Below are 16755 nucleotides of genomic sequence, written 5' to 3' on the forward strand. Positions count from 1 at the left end.
CCGTATGAAAATCTCGTTAACGAAACCTGTGCTTTCATCTCTTGATACTTTTCTAAAACTCATTGACGAATTATTTGCTTACGAAGCCCTACCGCAAAAGGTAGAGCAAACTGCAACAGCGGTAAAACAACTATTATCAACACCAGAGCTTGGGCAAGCTTGGTTTATTGAAGTGGAAGAAAATGGCGAGACCTGTGTAGCAGGACACCTTGTTGTGAGTTATGCCTTTAGCCTTGAACATGGCGGTAAAGTGGGGTTTATTGATCAATTCTACTTAAAGCCAGAATGGCGACAAAAAGGCATTGGCGCATCATTGATGCCGCAAGTTGAAGATCGAGTAATAAATGACGGCATTAAAGCCCTATCACTGGAAGTGAATATCGGTAATGCTGGTGCACGTACTTTTTACGAACGCCATGGCTTTGTTCCGCGCCGACAGTTCTGTGTCATGACCAAACCCTTAATAGAAAAAACAGTACCACTACACGTCGCCTCTTAACTTAAGGTAACGTTCAGTATACACACAGAATTAAATCATTCATTAAGCCTTGCCTCACGCAAGGCTTTTTATTGATAACTGTATGAATATATTCAGCTCTTCTTTATAATCATCACCGTACTGCCCACACTTATTTTGTCATATACCAAGGAAAAAATTATGGGTCTTATGATCACGCTTGCCATCATTATTATTATCGCCCTCGCCTATATCACAATACGTAACGGTTTAATTGCTAAAAAGAACCAAGTTGCCAATGCAGAATCAAGCATTGATGTGATGCTAAAAAAGCGTTTTGACTTACTACCAAACTTAATTGAGACAGCCAAAGCGTACATGCAACATGAAAAATCGGTATTAACAGAATTAACAGAACTTCGTAGCCAAGCGGGTAATGCCAGCAGCACTGATACAAAAGCCACTTTAGACAAGCAAGTTAGCACTGCACTCTCTCATTTCCGCGTGGCTGTTGAAGCGTATCCGGAATTAAAAGCGAACGATAATATTGATACTGTAATGCGCTCGATGAATGAAGTTGAAGCCCAATTATCAGCAGCACGTCGTACTTTTAACGCATCTGTCACTAACTTCAATAACGCAGTAGAAATGTTTCCATCAAGCATAATTGCTAATAGCATGCACCTAACAACATTACCTTTGTTTGACATTCCAGAAGTAGAGCGTCAAAACGTCAATGCTGCAGAACTGTTTAATAGCAAATAACCCAACAATTAGGTTTCACCATGGAAGATCGTATTTCAGCCTTATACGAACAAAAGCTAAGAACACAGCTGTCCTTGCTAGAGTCTACTCGCTTACATGTCGTCAAACAGTTATGGATTGCGCTTGCGGTTGGAGGTATTACAGCTGCGATTGCGATCCCAACTGCTCTTCATTTCAATGCGTTACCTTTTGGCATTATTGCTACCTTCATCGCTGCTATTTTTATGTTGGTTCGGTTTTCAAAACAGAAGCAACAATACTGCGTCAGTTATAAACAAAAGGTGATCACCGCTCTGCTGGCTAACATCAACGAGAGTTTTGATTATCAGCCTCTCGGCTCTGTTTCCGAACAAGACTATAAAGACTGCCAACTCTTTCCACAGCGTTATGATAGCTTTCGTGGTGAAGACTTTGTCCAAGGTACAATCGGTAAAACGACACTGCGTTTTTCAGAGTTAGAGACGCAAGTTAAAAAGCAGCGCGTGAATCAAAAAGAAAACCGCGAGGAATGGGAAACCATTTTTCATGGAATATTATTTATTGCCGACGCCAATAAGCACTTCAATAGCCAGACGCTCATTTTACCAGCTAAAAACGCAGTTATAAGTGCAATTGGTGATGCTGTATCTCATCTGTTTAACCGCGAAAATAAACGTGTAGATCTAGAAAACCCACACTTTGAGCAACACTTTTCGGTCTATAGCAGCGATCAAATTGAAGCACGATACTTATTAACGCCAACGATGATGGAGCAATTAGTCAACTTCGTGACTAAAGCTAAAAATCGTGTTTCGTTATCATTTATTAATAACAATATTTATATCGCGATGAATAGTCATAAGAACTACTTTGAGCCCGCATTATTTACATCATCGGATTCACTAGAATCTGTCCATCTAATTGCCCAAGACTTAGAATTTGTTATCGATATTGTTAATGACTTAGATCTCAACACTCGCATTTGGACGAAGCGCTGACTCGCTGTTTTATAAACGAAAAAACTCATCGTTGTATACTATAAATATGAAGAAAAAACGCTCATGCCTTTGCTGGTGGAAATTGACCTTTTACGCCATTATCGTAATCACTCTCTTACTGCTTATATCTTAAATGGCGTGGTTAAATTACTTAATTGACACGCCATTTTGACATATTCAACATCTGACTTATAAAACGTATCACCTGATATGGTCATGCCTAAATGCTGGTAAAAACCAATAGCACTCGTTCGTGCATCACACCAAAAATGTGTCACGTTCGTTGTCTCAAGATAACTAAATATATATTGGATCACAGCAGTTCCAATCCCTTGTCCTTGATATTCAACTAGTGTGGCAAATTTCCGTAATCGTGCCATATCACCTTCTCTATAAATCGATGCGACACAGACCAATTGCTTGTTTACAAATGCCCCATAATGACTCGCCGTTTCATCCCCTTCTACTTTACAAAAAAGTGCTGATTTAGTTGGCCATAATACCTGATGCCTAACAGCTAACGCTTGCTCCCAAGTGATCCTTTTTATATTCATGGTTACCTAATTCATTCAGTTAATACTTTTGAACAACCATTGTACCTGCAATGAAATCATGTAACAGCCTCTTATATGGATGAAACTTTAACAGTAGGCCATTAATACCTAGGATAAAAACGGGTGGAATAATAACGGTCATCATCACTAAATATGAATAAAATATTTGTCTAATTACCACCGTGATCATTGATGCTTTAAAACCATTTGTCATCACTATTTGTGTTCCGACAATACGCATACCAAGTGTCTGACCGCCCCTAAAAGAAGACCAATTCACAATAATAAATAACATTGTATTTAAAAGACTAATTATCACTCGGTTATATTCGATCTCCATTATTTGATTGAATGAATATAGCTCTTAGTAACGTATTAAACTGTAAACATAAAGTAGGATGATAGAAATCATACTAAAAACCAAAAGATCAATTAATCCTGATAAAAAACGTTGAATAGAACTTGCCACTGCATAACAAAAATTTTGATCATTAAATGTATAACTACTCTTCACTTTGATGACCTGTAAGTTTCTTTAAAGCATAAAATACTGCTAATAAAAAAACGTGAATAATTGTCACAATCTTATTATTCTCAATCATCATGAAAAGGCATAACAATAGCTATGCCTTTTCGTAACTAATAATACTAATCCACTCTTTTTAATTTAAATGTGCCTATATGTAATTGATTTTGATAATGTACCCCTTGTTCAAAATCCGTATCTGCACGTGGAGTTGTTAGCAAAGAGACTGGAACCCGTGGATTGGTTGGGTCGTTTTCTGAAGTAAATGTCACGCCACTATCACTACCCGCATCATAAACAAGTGCTTGTACCGTCACTTCATTTACCCATGCACCATTTACAAATAACTCAACACTATCAATACCTGTAAACCAATCAGGGCTTGGTGCCAACATAGTGATCACTGAAACCAATGAGAAATCTTGTGAGATATCAAATTGTACATCAACATCATCATCATTAACGGGAATGCCATCACCACTGATAAGCTTACCTGCTACGCCTAAATTTTGTAGTGTATTCACTTCAGATATTAAAATATCTTTGCTTCCTGTCTCTGCGACACTCACAACACCATCATCCGCAAGAACATTGGGTTCAATCACTCTCACTTCTTGATTGTGAGTGAGTCCAACTAAACCAGAAAAATGGCGATTTTCAGGGAAGTTTGTTGGAAAGTTTACGGCACTCCAATTGGTATCAAACTCAAGTTCGTACCGAGCGGTTTGTGATGTGGGATTAAAATTATCATTACTGTCACTTCCGCATCCAGTGAGAGTTAATACAATAAAAGAAGAGATGAGAAATGGTATAAGTTTCATATCTAGCACCTTTTTAATTACTGAGAAATACCTCAATACTAGATATAAATTTTAGCTGGCTTATTAAAACACGAAGCCTTATCTAGATGATTATTCTAAATAAGGCTTCTTTTTAAATCAGGACATTTAAAATCGTAGTGTAATTATCAAATTAATACTTTATTTCTGCTGACTTAATGTGATGTTTTTATACTGGATCAACGCATTACTTTTTGAGCTCTTAAACGCATCATCAACATCTTGAATATAGTAAACAGGCAATGACGCTTCATTTGCCACTGCTTTACCTTCATCAGGACCTAAGCACAGCATAGTTGTTGCCCATGCATCACCTTGGATCGGATTATCTCCAAACACGGATGCTGAAACAAGATCGTGGGTGATTGGTGCGCCCGTTCTTGGATCAAGAATATGTGAGTAATCTTTTTTGCCATCTTTAAAGTTATGGTGATACGTACCAGAAGTGTTAAGTGATACGCCATTCTCTTCATTAATCGTCACGATTTGATAAGGATGAATACCGTCTTTTAACGCTACAGGTTGCTCAATCGCCACACGCCACTTCTCACCCATTGGCTTATGCCCTTTGATCTTCATATCGCCACCGAACTCAACTAGGTAGTTCTCAACACCATCCGACTCTAAAATTTGGCTTAAACGGCTAATCGCATAACCTTCACCCATTGAAGATAAATCAATCTGCAACTGGGGAATGGTTTTTCTAATACGTAAATGTTCAGGATCGATTTCGATTTTATTAATACCAATATCAGCACGTACCTTTGCAATCTCGGCGGCTGTTGGCACATTTAATTTATCACTTTGGAATCCCCAAAGTTTATATAACGGCTGAATAGTGGGATCATAACAACCGTGGCTTTCTTTATTGATCGCCTTTGCTATAGACAGCATATAAATAAAGTCTTTTGAAGCAGGTTGCCATTCTGTTGAAGTGCTCTTATTAAATTTAGAAATATACGAATCATCACGATACGTTGAATATTCTTTATCAATCGCGTCTAATGCTTTATCAAACTGGGCTTTAACCTTCGTTGATGAAACATCATCTTTAGACCAATAACTCACATGGTAGCTAGTGCCTTCTGCATAACCTGCAATTTTTTCTAACTTTGGTGGCTCACTACAACTCGACAACATCATGGTTGTAGACAATGTCAATAACACAGCGCAGCTTCGCTTCAGGAAAACATTCGACGTTTTCGCGAACATACAAAAACCTTAATAACTTATAAATGTAATGAAAGTTTACCAACAGTTACTAAACACTACTAGACAGAGGCAAAACACCGCATCTAACGTAACTACTTAACAATGAATGAAAGCTTTGCCAAATTACTGGTTAAATGTACACTAGTTACGTTTTCAGTTACCCCAGAATAGTTTCTATGTATACCCTTCGTCCTTATCAGCAAGACAGTGTTAACGCGACTATCCACTATTTTCGTAAACACAACACCCCAGCAGTATTAGCCCTACCAACAGGCGCAGGTAAAAGCCTTGTCGTCGCAGAGCTTGCACGTATTGCTCGTGGGCGCGTTCTCGTGTTAACCCACGTTAAAGAGTTGGTAGAGCAAAACCATGCCAAATATGAAAGTTACGGCTTAAAAGCCTCTATTTTTTCTGCTGGATTAGGGCGAAAAGAAACCGACCAGCAAGTGGTGTTTGCTTCTGTACAATCCATGGCAAACAGCTTAGATAAATTCAAAGAACAATTTTCATTATTAGTCATTGATGAGTGTCACCGTGTACCTGATGATGAAAACAGTGCTTATCGTAAAGTTATTAAGCACGTTCAAGACATAAACCCAAACATTAAAATTCTTGGCTTAACTGCGACACCTTATCGCTTAGGCATGGGCTGGATTTACAAATACCATACCCGAGGACAGGTTCGTACCGAGCAAGATCGCTTCTTCCGCGACTGTATTTTTGAATTACCGATCCGCTATCTATTAGACGAAGGCTTTTTAACCGAGCCCAAAATCATGGATATGGCAGTAATTGGTTATGATTTCTCATCCATTACCCCTTCATCGACAGGCCACTACAAAGAAGCTGATTTGGATAGCGTGATTGGAAAATCAGAGCGTGCAACACCAATGATCATTGAACAAGTGATTGATTATGCTAAAGATCGTAAAGGTGTGATGATATTCGCCTCAACCGTTAATCACGCCCAAGAAATCATGGGCTACTTATCCGGTGAAAATGCCGCGTTGGTGATTGGTGATACCCCTCTTGATGAACGCGATCGCATCATCAATGATTTCAAAGCGCAAAAGATTAAATACTTAGTTAACGTTTCAGTGTTAACGACTGGCTTTGATGCGCCACATGTGGATTTAATTGCTATTCTTCGCCCAACAGAATCTATCAGCTTATATCAGCAAATTGTTGGTCGAGGCTTACGTTTAGCTGATGGTAAAAAAGACTGTTTAGTATTGGAATATGCTGGTAACTGTTACGATTTGTACCAACCTGAAGTAGGTGATCCAAAGCCCAATTCAGAGAGTGAAGTAGTGATGGTACCTTGCCCTGCTTGTGGCTTTAAAAACAGCTTTTGGGGCAAACTCGATCCCGCAGGCTTTTTAGTTGAGCACTATGGACGTCGTTGCCAAGGCTATTTTGAGGATGATGAAACTGGCGAGCGTGAAGAGTGTGGTTATCGTTTCCGCGCTAAATACTGCGAAGAATGTGGCGCTGATAACGATATCGCCGCAAGACGCTGCCATCTTTGTGAGGCGGTCATGGTTGATCCGGATAAAAAACTGCGTGAGGCGTTAAAACTTAAAGACGCCATGATCATGAAATGTACAGACATGCGTTTAGAGCCAGGCAAGAATAAATTCGATAAACCACAGTTAAAAGTGGTTTATGTCGGCGATGAAGGTAATGAAATTAACGAAGTGTGGACGCTTTCTAATAAAACCCAGAAGCAAGAGTTTCTTAAGCGTTTTATTAATCCTCATTTAGTGGATCGTCACCGCCCATTCACCGATACCGCCCCAACAAAAGTTGCTAATAACGAGCACCGTTTACGTCCACCTGAAATTGTAATCGCCCGTAAAAATGGTCGCTTTTGGGCAATTCGAGACAAGTTGTTCGATTTAGATCAATATCAGAAAGACTGAAGTCGTAATACATCTTTAAATAAGACGCTGAATCTCTTTTTTGAGTGAATCAGGCGTTTTATTACTAGTCGTACGGTCAGTGTTGCCATGAATCACAAATAAACCCCTTTCTTGGTGATCACAAGTGAGTTAGCTTAACTACTAACTCATTTGTGGACAAAACCGTGTTAGACAGCCAGCTCTATTCAGGCAGGTTGATATTAGGAAAAGTATTGATAACTCCTACATGAAATTCCTTTTAGAGTACAAAAAGACCGCCACTGTAGGCGGTCATTTAACAATAAAGCTATTTATGCGCACTAAGGTAAGAAAGAAGAATATTCAGGAAAATATTTAGTAACACACATACCTAGAAAAAATAAAAATAAACCAAAAAGTCCTTTGATGCCCCAAAGAACTAATGGATAAATAATTCCTGACCGTATGCTTTGTTTACCAACCTCCTTTGCAGCAATTTCACTGATATGTAGATCTTTTAATTTTCGGTCTTGCTCTTTTTGTTCTGGTGTCGGGTTATAAAAATTCATGGTTATAACGTCACTTATCTAAAACAGAGGTAAACATGAATATATAGATTTATTTTAATTTTGAATAAGTAATCTTTTCGCTAAAAACTGCTGTATTTAACATATTCGATCTTTCACGAACTTCGTGATCGAAACTCAAGACAATTGTACAGTAAAGCATGAATTTTTATAATAAAAAGCATATAAAACAAGTACAAATTTGACGTCATAATTTTGTTAAAGATGTTACTGGTTTCAGAATATTCAATCAGGGCGGTGTTTGTGAATTAGAGCACCAAAAGTGACGCTTAAATAAGATATGAATGAATAAAAGGTCTAACGCATAAAGGGGCAGAAATAAGTCAAACCTAATAATCAAACTATTGTGCCAACTTTGGAAATTCGGGACAAGAAATGGATAGAAGTAAGCACTGAGTACCATGTAGTTAAGATCTGCGTTATTAATTGTTGATGTGGCAACTAAGTAAACCTATTCGTCCTCCACAAATTATATTCTATCCGTCATCCAGCAATTTCAATCAGGCGTAATTAAATCTTCCTAGGTATCATTTCTACGATTTCTGAGTTGGAGTATCAAAAACAATGAGCGTGATGAAACGTCATGAACGACAGATAAAGAAAGTGTGCGATTTTATAGATAGCAACCTAGACGGCGAATTCTCACTTGAGCAACTAAGCACAGTAGCTGCCAGTTCAAAGTACCACTTTCACCGTATCTTTAAGGCATTCATGGGGATCAGTGCTATGCAATATGTGTTGCTGGCACGAATGAAACGCGCTTCTTTCAGGTTAGCATTTGAGTCAGAGTTCAGTGTTACTGATATTGCTTTTGAAGCTCAATTCGAAAGCCTAGAAGCCTTTACACGTGCTTTTTCAAGGATATTTGGGCAAACACCTTCCCAATTTAGAAATCAGCCTGAGTGGCGTTCTTGGCACTCAAAATATGAATATCATCCACCAATAACAGGAGAAAGTGTAATGGATGTTCAAATCGTAGATTTCGAAAAAAGAGAAGTTGCATTAATTGAACATAAAGGTAGCCCACTACTGGTATACGAGACAGCAGCTAAGTTTATAAATTGGCGAAAATCGACAGGTTTATCTCCAATAAAAGCCAGCGAAACATTTGGTATTCCTCACTCTGACCCAAGCGATACGCCAGATGATGAGTTTCAGTTTGATATCTGTGGCTCGCACAAAGGAGAGGTTCCAGAGAACACCTATGGAATAAAATCTGGAACAATACCAAGTGGCAGGTGCGCTATGGCGATCCATAAAGGAAGCCATGACAACATTGGCGACACCGTGTATCACTTATATCAAAAATGGCTGCCAGATAGTAAAGAAGAATTAAGAGACTACCCTTGTTACTTCCGTTACTTAAATTTTGTTCATGAAGTCAATGAATGTGAGTTGTTAACGGAGATTTACCTACCGATCAAATAGTAAGTAGCTAAGGGAAATAATAGACTCGGACCTGCGTCGAGTCTGTAATATGGCATCTGCACAGAGAGCGATTGTAAGCTTGGGAATAGCAGTAGGTGCAATGGGCATTATTAGCGTTACAGACGATCTTAATATCTTAGACAATATGCCATAGCAGCCTTCTGTGGATATCGTTCTAGTCACGGAAGCCGAACCTCATCCAATATTAGAAAAAGAACGCATAGAACAATTGGTTGAGCTAATGCCTTAAACGGATTCGCTAGCCAATGACAAAGGTAAATTCACCAGTTAAACGCCCGTCGATTCGCATAGTTTCAAACTGTAGATGATCACGGGCTTTTCCACCCCACCATTCATTACCAGTATTACCTTTTAAGTACAATTGGGTGGTAAGCAGTTCTTGATTGCCATGCCACAACTTAACATGAATATGTGGTGGACGAGAAGCGTAAGGTACAGGATACAATGTCTGGAATAAGTAGCGTCCATCCGATTGAGTTTCCACCGCGCCAAACCCTGCAAAGTGAGCATCAAACATATCGGTATTTGGCTGGTTTGGGTGAGAATAGATACCTTGCCCATCACACTGCCAGATTTCTAGTTTGATGCCTGAAACAGGGTTTCCCGTTGTATCCACTACTTTCCCTTGCAATATGATGGGCTCTCCAATTAATCCTTCAGTCTGAAGTAATAAATTTGATCGAAGAGGAATACGATCGACCGGATAAAATGGTCCCTCTGCTTGTTCAGGTGTTAACTGTATCGGCGTTTTGGCTTTTAAACGTGTCGTAAAAATCAAACTCAAAAGCGCTAAAAAGTGTCGTCGTTCCATGGTGTCACCAATCGCTAGTTTTAGTTAAGTTTGGTTAAAATTGAACGATTTGCCAAGACTAAGCTGTGGATAATATAGTTTTATCAGCATCAGAAACATTTGGATATAAAACCTTGTTAAGATGTGAAGCAAGCAATACCGAAGTCTCAGCAAACTAACTTAAACACTAAAACCAGCACACAGTAAAATGCCCGTATGGTAAAACACTCTAAACAATTTGTTATTTTTTCACTGGGTACACAGTTTTAAAATGCTCTAAGACAAGCACCATATCTTCTGATGGACTGATATTGAGTTCTTCGCACTCTTTTGAGAAGAAATCCCAGTGAGCTTTTTTCCACCAGCCTAGCGTTTTGTCACCTTCACCTTCTAACGCAGCAAACTCAGCCGTAATTTCATTGTATTTGCACTTTGATACGGAAGTTATTTCTATAATACAAACGGGTTCACCAGACCAATTAGTTACAACCTGAAGATGTCCCACTTCAGGCATAAGTTCACCTTGTTCGCTATACCAAATCTCTAAACTGCATGAGGCTCGTTTTTCACCACGTAATATGAGATCAGCGCATAGGTTTGCATTATATTCATCGGCACAAAAATAATCGGAACTAAATGAGGTGTACTTTGATGCATTTTCACAGGGCAGAGAACTAAGATATTGTTCTAGGTATAATTTACTTCTTTCATCCATGATCTTTACTCAATTTTCGTCTTGAACGCTTATTCTTAGCGTGGTTCAGCTCGGCTCTCGATGCCCAACTCTTGTTGTTTACGCTTACTTAAACCACTAGCTACGATGCGGTAAGACTCAGACAAATAATACTTTAAATCGTCGTCTAATTTACCCGAGGTCTCAATTTGCTGTATCCACTTCATTCCACGATTAGCAAAATATGGCGCAGGTTTATAACCATCACTATTACTAAGAAACTCAAAATTTAAATTAGACGTTTTAAACGTGAATGCTGCTTGGGAACCATCACTCCAGCCACCTATGGCAAAGACTTTACCACCGACTTTCCATACATAGGAATTTCCCTATTGAACGACGTGACTTGTTCCAATAAAAGAGCCGCAAAAATGGTTAAATTCTTCGTAATTCATACTGACTTCCCTATTAGATCATGTAGCCGCGTTAAGTATTTCCAATATTTACTTATCTGTTATATAACTTTTCGCGCGATGATATGGATTGCCTTACTTTTATGACCTGATATAGTCGAGTTATCGACCAGCGTAGAACTCTCAACATTAAAATCTATTAGTAACGCTTCAAACTCTGCTTTTGAACTATGCCACATCGATACGCCTGTACCTGAAACAAAATGTAAGCTTTGGTCTGAACAAAACTCAGCTAGATAAATAATACCCTGAGGTTTGAGCACTCGGTGTATTTCGCTAAGTATATTGTCACGACAGCTTTGCTCTGGAATACAAGTGAGTACGGCACACAAAACTATCGAATCAAATTCGCTATCAGGGAAAGGCAAAACCTCAGTTGATAAATATCTTAAATCAAGCTCTGGACATTCGTTCAAACCTCGGCTTACCATTTCTTTCGATGAATCGATGCCAACGACTTCACGATAACCAAGCTCTAATATCTGTTTTGTGATGCGTCCATATCCACAACCAAAGTCCAAAATTTTAGATTCAAGCGGTACAGATGCAACAAAATCATCAGCTGATATTTTTAAATTAAAATTGACTCGATCCGCCACAGAGTCCCATTCACTCATGGATTTCCTCCCTCTGTCATATAACGCCCCCTTAAACGGACAAACTTAGCCATACTTCACATCATCATAGCTTTTACAGATAAATGCTCTACGATAGGTAGAGCATTGCAATCTTGATTAGTTATTGTCATTACGCCATTTAATTTGGAATTCGATTTCTTCTTCATCCCCTTCGCGCTCATGCTCAATGCTGTATTCCGCACGAACAGGCACATAAATACGCTCACCCGCAATTTGAATGTCAAAACGAGTGCCATTTTCTACCGCATCCGCTAGACGACGTAACTTGGCAGCAAATTCAGCATTGGAATATTGTTTTTCTATGTCTCTTTCTTGTTTTTCTGTCATGATTTTCTCCTTTTAAAGATATAAAACAACGTTAATAAAATTACATCGAATTAAATAAATTACAACTGTTTAAGAAGCCAACAGGTATTGCTACAACACGTTTCAGTAAATGTCCAAATCATTGAAATATCATTACAATTCACATTTCCGCATTGAAAGCTTTTGCTGAAAGTTTTAGCTTGATAGATAACGGTTTTTCCATACTCCCCTGATGCGAATGCATATCTTATTTGCTCAACACTGAGCCACATCATCGGTCGCTATAGAAAGTTTAACCATCAAAACATACAGCTCTTTGCTTTTGTTTCGATAATTACATGTAGGCCACATTATGAATACAGACGATCACGCCAATAATGCTCCTTTTGGCACTTTGCTAGGTTATGCCCCAGGTGGTATTGCAATTTACTCTTCCGATTACAGTACTATTGATGAAAATGAATACACCGATGATTCCGCCATGCGTAGCTACGTTCATGGTGAATACATGGGGTATAAATGGCAATGTGTTGAGTTCGCTCGCCGTTTTTTATATATCAATTACGGGTTGGTATTTACCGATGTTGGTATGGCGTATGAGATTTTTTCGTTACGTTTTTTACGTCAAGTCGTTAACGATAAAATCTTACCGCTTTACGCATTTGCAAATGGTTCTCGCCAAGCGCCTGTCGCAGGTTCATTGTTGATTTGGCAAAAAGGTGGAGAGTTTCAAGAAACAGGTCACGTGGCAATTATTACTCAAATTATCGATAACAAAGTGATGATCGCAGAGCAAAACGTCACGTTTGCACCACTGCCATTAGGTCAACAATGGACACGTGTATTAACCTTACACGTTGAAGATGGCTGCTACACCATTGAAGATACGTTTGAAGACTCCGAAATTTTAGGTTGGATGGCCTATAACATCGAAGCGCATGATTGTTTACCTCAACCCTCTCCTTCACCTGAGCTACTAAATATTCAATGTGCCTATCGTGATAACCAAGCGCAATTCTCAATCCCTTGGTTAGATGAAACTGACCAGCTTGAATTAACCTATCAACAAGCCAACAGCAAACAGTTACTTAACGATGATATTTACCGTTATTTCACTATTTCTGAAAGTGCTGAGCATGAATTAGCCAAAGCCACTAACGAATTACATTTAATGTACTTACACGCCACTGATAAAGTACTTCAAGACGATAGTTTGCTTGAACTGTTCGATATTCCGAAAATTTTATGGCCTCGTTTACGGTTATCATGGCAAAAACACCGCCATAGTATGTTAACGGGTCGTCTTGATTTCTGTATGTCTGAAGATGGATTGAAAGTATATGAATACAATGCTGATTCCGCGTCTTGCCACACGGAAGCGTGTTTGATCATTCAGAAATGGGCAGAGCAAGGTGGCGACATTACTGAAAATAGCCCTGCTGAAGATCTACTCAACGAGCTTGCCAGTGTGTGGAAATACAGCCAAGAGTACGATTTTGTACATATCATGCAAGATGATGATGCAGAAGAAGATTACCATGCGTTATTTATGCAAAAAGCGTTAACCTTAGCTGGTATTGAAAGCAAAATACTCAAAGGGTTGGACGGTATACATTGGAACAATATTGGACAATTAGTCGATGACGACCAACGTTTGATTCAGTGTGTATGGAAAACATGGGCGTGGGAAACCGCAATGGATCAAGTGCGTGAAGTTAGCAGTACAGAATATGCTGCTGTGCCTATTCACACTGGCTACCCTGATACAAAAGTGCGCCTAATCGATGTACTGCTTCGCCCAGAAATAAAAGTGTTTGAGCCACTATGGACTGTGATACCAAGTAACAAAGCAATATTACCTGTGCTTTGGTCTTTATTCCCCCACCACCATTATTTATTAGATACTGACTTCACGGTTACCGATGAACTTCGCCAAACCGGGTATGCCGTTAAGCCTATTGCAGGACGCTGTGGCAGCAATATTGATTTAGTTAGTCATAACGATTCAGTATTAGATACAACCGATGGGCAATTTAATAATCAGAAAAACATCTACCAACAACTGTGGTGCTTACCTAAAGTGGCGGATAAATATATTCAGGTTTGCACTTTTACTGTCGATGGGAACTACGGCGGTGTATGTTTACGTTCAGATGATTCACTGGTGATAAAAAAAGACAGTGATATCGAACCTTTGATTGTATTAGAAGATAGTGCGTTCTTGAAAAATTGATAACCTGATTCAACGTAATAAAAAACCGCACAGCTTACTTTAGGTAAAACTGCGCGGTTTTTATTTATATAAGTATTAAAGGATTAAAACTTATATTCAGCAGAAATTTTGTATGAACGACCTGGCTCATAAACTTGTGTCCACGGTGTGCGGTAGTTTTCATCAAACGCATTAGCAACAGTAAAATCAACTGTTAAGCCTTCCATGTTTGACGTTGGCTCCCATGAGGCATAGAAATCAACAAGTTCGTAAGACTTATAAGGGCCTTCGTTATCGTCTTTTGGACGTCGATCTTGAGTGCTGGCAAAGATCGCTCGTGTACCTACCTTGGTATCAATTTCCCAAATACCGTAGTCAACTTGCGCCACCCATTTATCGGCAGGGATATTACTTAACCACTCACCTGTTTTTTCATCTTTACCACGTGTTTGACCATACGATAGCAATGTATTCAATCTGTCATAACGGTACTGGGCAACAACTTCAAAACCTTTTAACTTAGCATTGTCGATGTTATCTGAAGTACTTGTACCACCACACCCAACACCAGAGCCACGGTTTGCCATCATACACGCTATCATTTCGCTACGGCTTGGTACTGTTACATCTAGATTGATAAAGTCTTTAACTTTATTTTGGAAAACGCTAGCTGTGATCAGTAATTCATCATCACCAATAAGATTATCGAAATTAAATGTACCTTTTAACTCGATATTATGTGCCTGCTCTGGCTTCAAATTCGGGTTAGGTACAAATACATTGGTAATAGGTCCCATTGCAAAGTGAGTACCGTCCATAAATAATTCAGACGTACTTGCCGCTCTGAATGCTTCGTCATACCTTAATGACCATGCCATCCAATCTGTTGCCTGCCAGTTAGCACCTACAGATGGAGACCAAGCATCTTGCTTATTATTTTCAAATCCTTCAGCTTCTGACTCAAACGTGTCGTAACGTAAGCCTGCATCTAATTCAAGTGACTCTAATAAGGAGTAATTAACATGAGCAAAGCCACCTAAGGTTGTTGCTTTAGCGCCATCTGGAGGAGTTGGACGCCCCGAAGTTGTAGCAGGACGTTTAGTATCTAATTTATCTTCATAACCATCAGCACCAATAAAGACTTGGAAACGATCTAAATCAGATTTATTGGTAACAGAGAAGCCTTTTGTGGTAATAGAACTGATATCTTTTTCAGTACTTCCATTACCCAACTCTTTAATATCTGTATCGTTACGATAAACTCTAAACGCACTATCAATTAAGTTACTTTCAGGATTATAAGCATACTTTAATGTAATGTTTTGATCCGAAGACGTACGATCAATCAAGCTATCTCTTGAGCTTAATGGCTCAGCTGAACCAACAACTGGTGGATGTCCATCATAATCAGAAATGCGGTAATCTAAGCCGATGCTTTGACTATCGGTAAAATGCCAATTAAATTTCGCTAACCCCGTCTTATTAATCGCTTCAGTACCATAGAGCTTATAACCATTGCCTTGCTCCATCACACCACTATCTTGGTAACTACCTGCTAGTAACCAATCAACATTATCTTGTTTGTTAGCAATCGCACCAACGGTGGTAACAACATTTCCGTTACTCTGATAGCCCGTCTTAATTTTGCCACCAAAGCCTGTATCTTCTACCAAATCATCTGCAGTGATTGTATTTTGAATAACAACACCACCAATTGCACCTGAGCCATATAAAGAACTTACAGGACCTTTTACTACCTCAATATCACTGATCAAAGTTGGGTCTAAGAAGAAGGATGGTCGGTGATCAAATTGGGCATTTTGGCGGTTACCATCAATAACCTGTAGGACTTTATTCCCTTCTAAGCCACGAATATTAATAGATTGATTACTCGCAACATTACCACCAGCAACAGACACGTTTGGTATGAATTTTACCGCTTCAGCGACTGAATTAACCTGCATTTCATCAAGTTCTTCGCTGCTAACTTTTGCAACAGTCCTTGTTTTATCTTGGTTAGTTTCATCAACTCTCGAAGCCGAAACAACAACCTCATCAAATTGAGAAACATCGTTGCTGGCATAAACGGATGGAGAAAGAGCCGCTACTAAAGAGCTAGCGATCAGAGTTAATTGCTTGTTCATATATCCCTACTTCACAATTTTTTATTTGTAACAAAATTCACAAACATTATTACAAACAAAAACGATAATTACTATCATTTAGATTAAGAAATGGTACTTATTTGATTCGCATTATTAGAGGGAATATTCATTGCTATATAAGCTATTTGTATTGATTGCTAACATTAAGAAAAAGTGGTCACAGTATAATTAACGTGTATTTTTCGTACAAAAAGAAAACAATTAACCCATCTATTTATTTGTTATTTAATAAGTATTATTTTTCACTTTAAT

15 protein-coding genes and 2 pseudogenes are annotated in these 16755 nt (G+C 38.8%); 7 read left to right on the plus strand and 10 right to left on the minus strand.

The features are described from left to right. Positions 1-4: 4 nt before the first annotated feature. From I3259_RS04345 to I3259_RS04355, 3 genes are all read left to right on the plus strand, one after another. Positions 5-499 (plus strand): GNAT family N-acetyltransferase, encoded by a 495-nt coding sequence (locus I3259_RS04345; RefSeq protein WP_238028499.1) that lies wholly within the window; start codon positions 5-7, stop codon positions 497-499. Positions 500-658: 159 nt separating this feature from the next. Next, positions 659-1222: a LemA family protein gene (locus I3259_RS04350; RefSeq protein WP_238028500.1), complete on the plus strand. Its 564-nt coding sequence runs from the start codon at positions 659-661 to the stop codon at positions 1220-1222. Between the two features lie 20 nt (positions 1223-1242). After that, on the plus strand, positions 1243-2199 hold the full coding sequence (locus tag I3259_RS04355; protein WP_238028501.1) for a DUF3137 domain-containing protein: 957 nt from the start codon (positions 1243-1245) through the stop codon (positions 2197-2199). 122 nt (positions 2200-2321) lie between these two features. Here the strand turns inward: I3259_RS04355 and I3259_RS04360 are convergent, their stop codons facing one another. The 3 genes from I3259_RS04360 to I3259_RS04370 form a co-directional block, all read right to left on the minus strand. Next, on the minus strand, positions 2322-2753 hold the full coding sequence (locus I3259_RS04360) for a GNAT family N-acetyltransferase (RefSeq protein ID WP_238028502.1): 432 nt from the start codon (positions 2751-2753) through the stop codon (positions 2322-2324). A gap of 648 nt (positions 2754-3401) precedes the next feature. Beyond that, positions 3402-4100 carry a spondin domain-containing protein gene (locus I3259_RS04365; protein ID WP_238028503.1) on the minus strand — a complete coding sequence of 233 codons (699 nt, stop codon included), beginning with the start codon at positions 4098-4100 and terminating at the stop codon, positions 3402-3404. A 159-nt stretch (positions 4101-4259) separates the two neighbouring features. Continuing rightward, positions 4260-5330 (minus strand): FAD:protein FMN transferase, encoded by a 1071-nt coding sequence (locus I3259_RS04370; RefSeq protein ID WP_238028504.1) that lies wholly within the window; start codon positions 5328-5330, stop codon positions 4260-4262. A gap of 176 nt (positions 5331-5506) precedes the next feature. Here I3259_RS04370 and I3259_RS04375 point away from each other — a divergent pair, with 176 nt between their 5' ends. Next, positions 5507-7252: a DEAD/DEAH box helicase gene (locus I3259_RS04375; protein ID WP_238028505.1), complete on the plus strand. Its 1746-nt coding sequence runs from the start codon at positions 5507-5509 to the stop codon at positions 7250-7252. 299 nt (positions 7253-7551) lie between these two features. Here the strand turns inward: I3259_RS04375 and I3259_RS04380 are convergent, their stop codons facing one another. Beyond that, complete coding sequence (locus I3259_RS04380; RefSeq protein ID WP_238028506.1) at positions 7552-7779, minus strand: hypothetical protein; 228 nt, start codon at positions 7777-7779, stop codon at positions 7552-7554. Positions 7780-8361: 582 nt separating this feature from the next. Here I3259_RS04380 and I3259_RS04385 point away from each other — a divergent pair. Both I3259_RS04385 and I3259_RS04390 read left to right on the plus strand, forming a co-directional pair. Further along, complete coding sequence (locus I3259_RS04385; protein WP_238028507.1) at positions 8362-9225, plus strand: AraC family transcriptional regulator; 864 nt, start codon at positions 8362-8364, stop codon at positions 9223-9225. A 43-nt stretch (positions 9226-9268) separates the two neighbouring features. Continuing rightward, a pseudogene (locus I3259_RS04390) lies at positions 9269-9475 on the plus strand (LysR family transcriptional regulator); the annotation flags it as partial. A gap of 9 nt (positions 9476-9484) precedes the next feature. Here the strand turns inward: I3259_RS04390 and I3259_RS04395 are convergent. The 5 genes and pseudogenes from I3259_RS04395 to I3259_RS04415 all read right to left on the minus strand — a co-directional run bounded on the left by I3259_RS04395 (position 9485) and on the right by I3259_RS04415 (position 12147). Further along, a complete protein-coding gene (locus tag I3259_RS04395) occupies positions 9485-10057 on the minus strand; it encodes a protocatechuate 3,4-dioxygenase (RefSeq protein WP_238028508.1) in 573 nt (190 codons plus the stop codon). Positions 10058-10277: 220 nt separating this feature from the next. Continuing rightward, complete coding sequence (locus tag I3259_RS04400) at positions 10278-10751, minus strand: ASCH domain-containing protein (RefSeq protein WP_238028509.1); 474 nt, start codon at positions 10749-10751, stop codon at positions 10278-10280. Positions 10752-10786: 35 nt separating this feature from the next. Then, a pseudogene (locus tag I3259_RS04405) lies at positions 10787-11164 on the minus strand (MmcQ/YjbR family DNA-binding protein). 59 nt (positions 11165-11223) lie between these two features. Continuing rightward, positions 11224-11799: a class I SAM-dependent methyltransferase gene (locus tag I3259_RS04410; RefSeq protein ID WP_238028510.1), complete on the minus strand. Its 576-nt coding sequence runs from the start codon at positions 11797-11799 to the stop codon at positions 11224-11226. Positions 11800-11916: 117 nt separating this feature from the next. Further along, positions 11917-12147, minus strand: a complete 231-nt coding sequence (locus tag I3259_RS04415; RefSeq protein WP_238028511.1) for an amphi-Trp domain-containing protein — start codon at positions 12145-12147, stop codon at positions 11917-11919. A gap of 331 nt (positions 12148-12478) precedes the next feature. Between I3259_RS04415 and gss the strand changes: the two genes are divergently transcribed. After that, the gene (gene gss / locus I3259_RS04420; protein ID WP_238028512.1) at positions 12479-14359 is read left to right on the plus strand and encodes a bifunctional glutathionylspermidine amidase/synthase; all 1881 of its coding nucleotides are present in this window, start codon (positions 12479-12481) and stop codon (positions 14357-14359) included. A gap of 83 nt (positions 14360-14442) precedes the next feature. Here gss and I3259_RS04425 read toward each other — a convergent pair whose 3' ends face one another. Beyond that, positions 14443-16482 carry a TonB-dependent hemoglobin/transferrin/lactoferrin family receptor gene (locus I3259_RS04425; RefSeq protein ID WP_238028513.1) on the minus strand — a complete coding sequence of 680 codons (2040 nt, stop codon included), beginning with the start codon at positions 16480-16482 and terminating at the stop codon, positions 14443-14445. Positions 16483-16755: the final 273 nt, after the last annotated feature.

The sequence above is a fragment of the Photobacterium sp. Ph5 genome (assembly GCF_022129445.1).
GTDB lineage: Bacteria > Pseudomonadota > Gammaproteobacteria > Enterobacterales > Vibrionaceae > Photobacterium.

Bases quoted from the DNA above. Each gene is read 5' to 3' on its own strand.
- I3259_RS04380 (WP_238028506.1), bottom strand. From the start codon at position 7,779: ATGAATTTTTATAACCCGACACCAGAACAAAAAGAGCAAGACCGAAAA.
- I3259_RS04415 (WP_238028511.1), bottom strand. From the start codon at position 12,147: ATGACAGAAAAACAAGAAAGAGACATAGAAAAACAATATTCCAATGCT.
- I3259_RS04370 (WP_238028504.1), bottom strand. From the start codon at position 5,330: ATGTTCGCGAAAACGTCGAATGTTTTCCTGAAGCGAAGCTGCGCTGTG.
- I3259_RS04345 (WP_238028499.1), top strand. From the start codon at position 5: ATGAAAATCTCGTTAACGAAACCTGTGCTTTCATCTCTTGATACTTTT.
- I3259_RS04425 (WP_238028513.1), bottom strand. From the start codon at position 16,482: ATGAACAAGCAATTAACTCTGATCGCTAGCTCTTTAGTAGCGGCTCTT.
- I3259_RS04350 (WP_238028500.1), top strand. From the start codon at position 659: ATGGGTCTTATGATCACGCTTGCCATCATTATTATTATCGCCCTCGCC.
- I3259_RS04360 (WP_238028502.1), bottom strand. From the start codon at position 2,753: ATGAATATAAAAAGGATCACTTGGGAGCAAGCGTTAGCTGTTAGGCAT.
- I3259_RS04410 (WP_238028510.1), bottom strand. From the start codon at position 11,799: ATGAGTGAATGGGACTCTGTGGCGGATCGAGTCAATTTTAATTTAAAA.
- I3259_RS04365 (WP_238028503.1), bottom strand. From the start codon at position 4,100: ATGAAACTTATACCATTTCTCATCTCTTCTTTTATTGTATTAACTCTC.
- I3259_RS04400 (WP_238028509.1), bottom strand. From the start codon at position 10,751: ATGGATGAAAGAAGTAAATTATACCTAGAACAATATCTTAGTTCTCTG.
- I3259_RS04355 (WP_238028501.1), top strand. From the start codon at position 1,243: ATGGAAGATCGTATTTCAGCCTTATACGAACAAAAGCTAAGAACACAG.
- I3259_RS04385 (WP_238028507.1), top strand. From the start codon at position 8,362: ATGAGCGTGATGAAACGTCATGAACGACAGATAAAGAAAGTGTGCGAT.
- gss (WP_238028512.1), top strand. From the start codon at position 12,479: ATGAATACAGACGATCACGCCAATAATGCTCCTTTTGGCACTTTGCTA.
- I3259_RS04395 (WP_238028508.1), bottom strand. From the start codon at position 10,057: ATGGAACGACGACACTTTTTAGCGCTTTTGAGTTTGATTTTTACGACA.
- I3259_RS04375 (WP_238028505.1), top strand. From the start codon at position 5,507: ATGTATACCCTTCGTCCTTATCAGCAAGACAGTGTTAACGCGACTATC.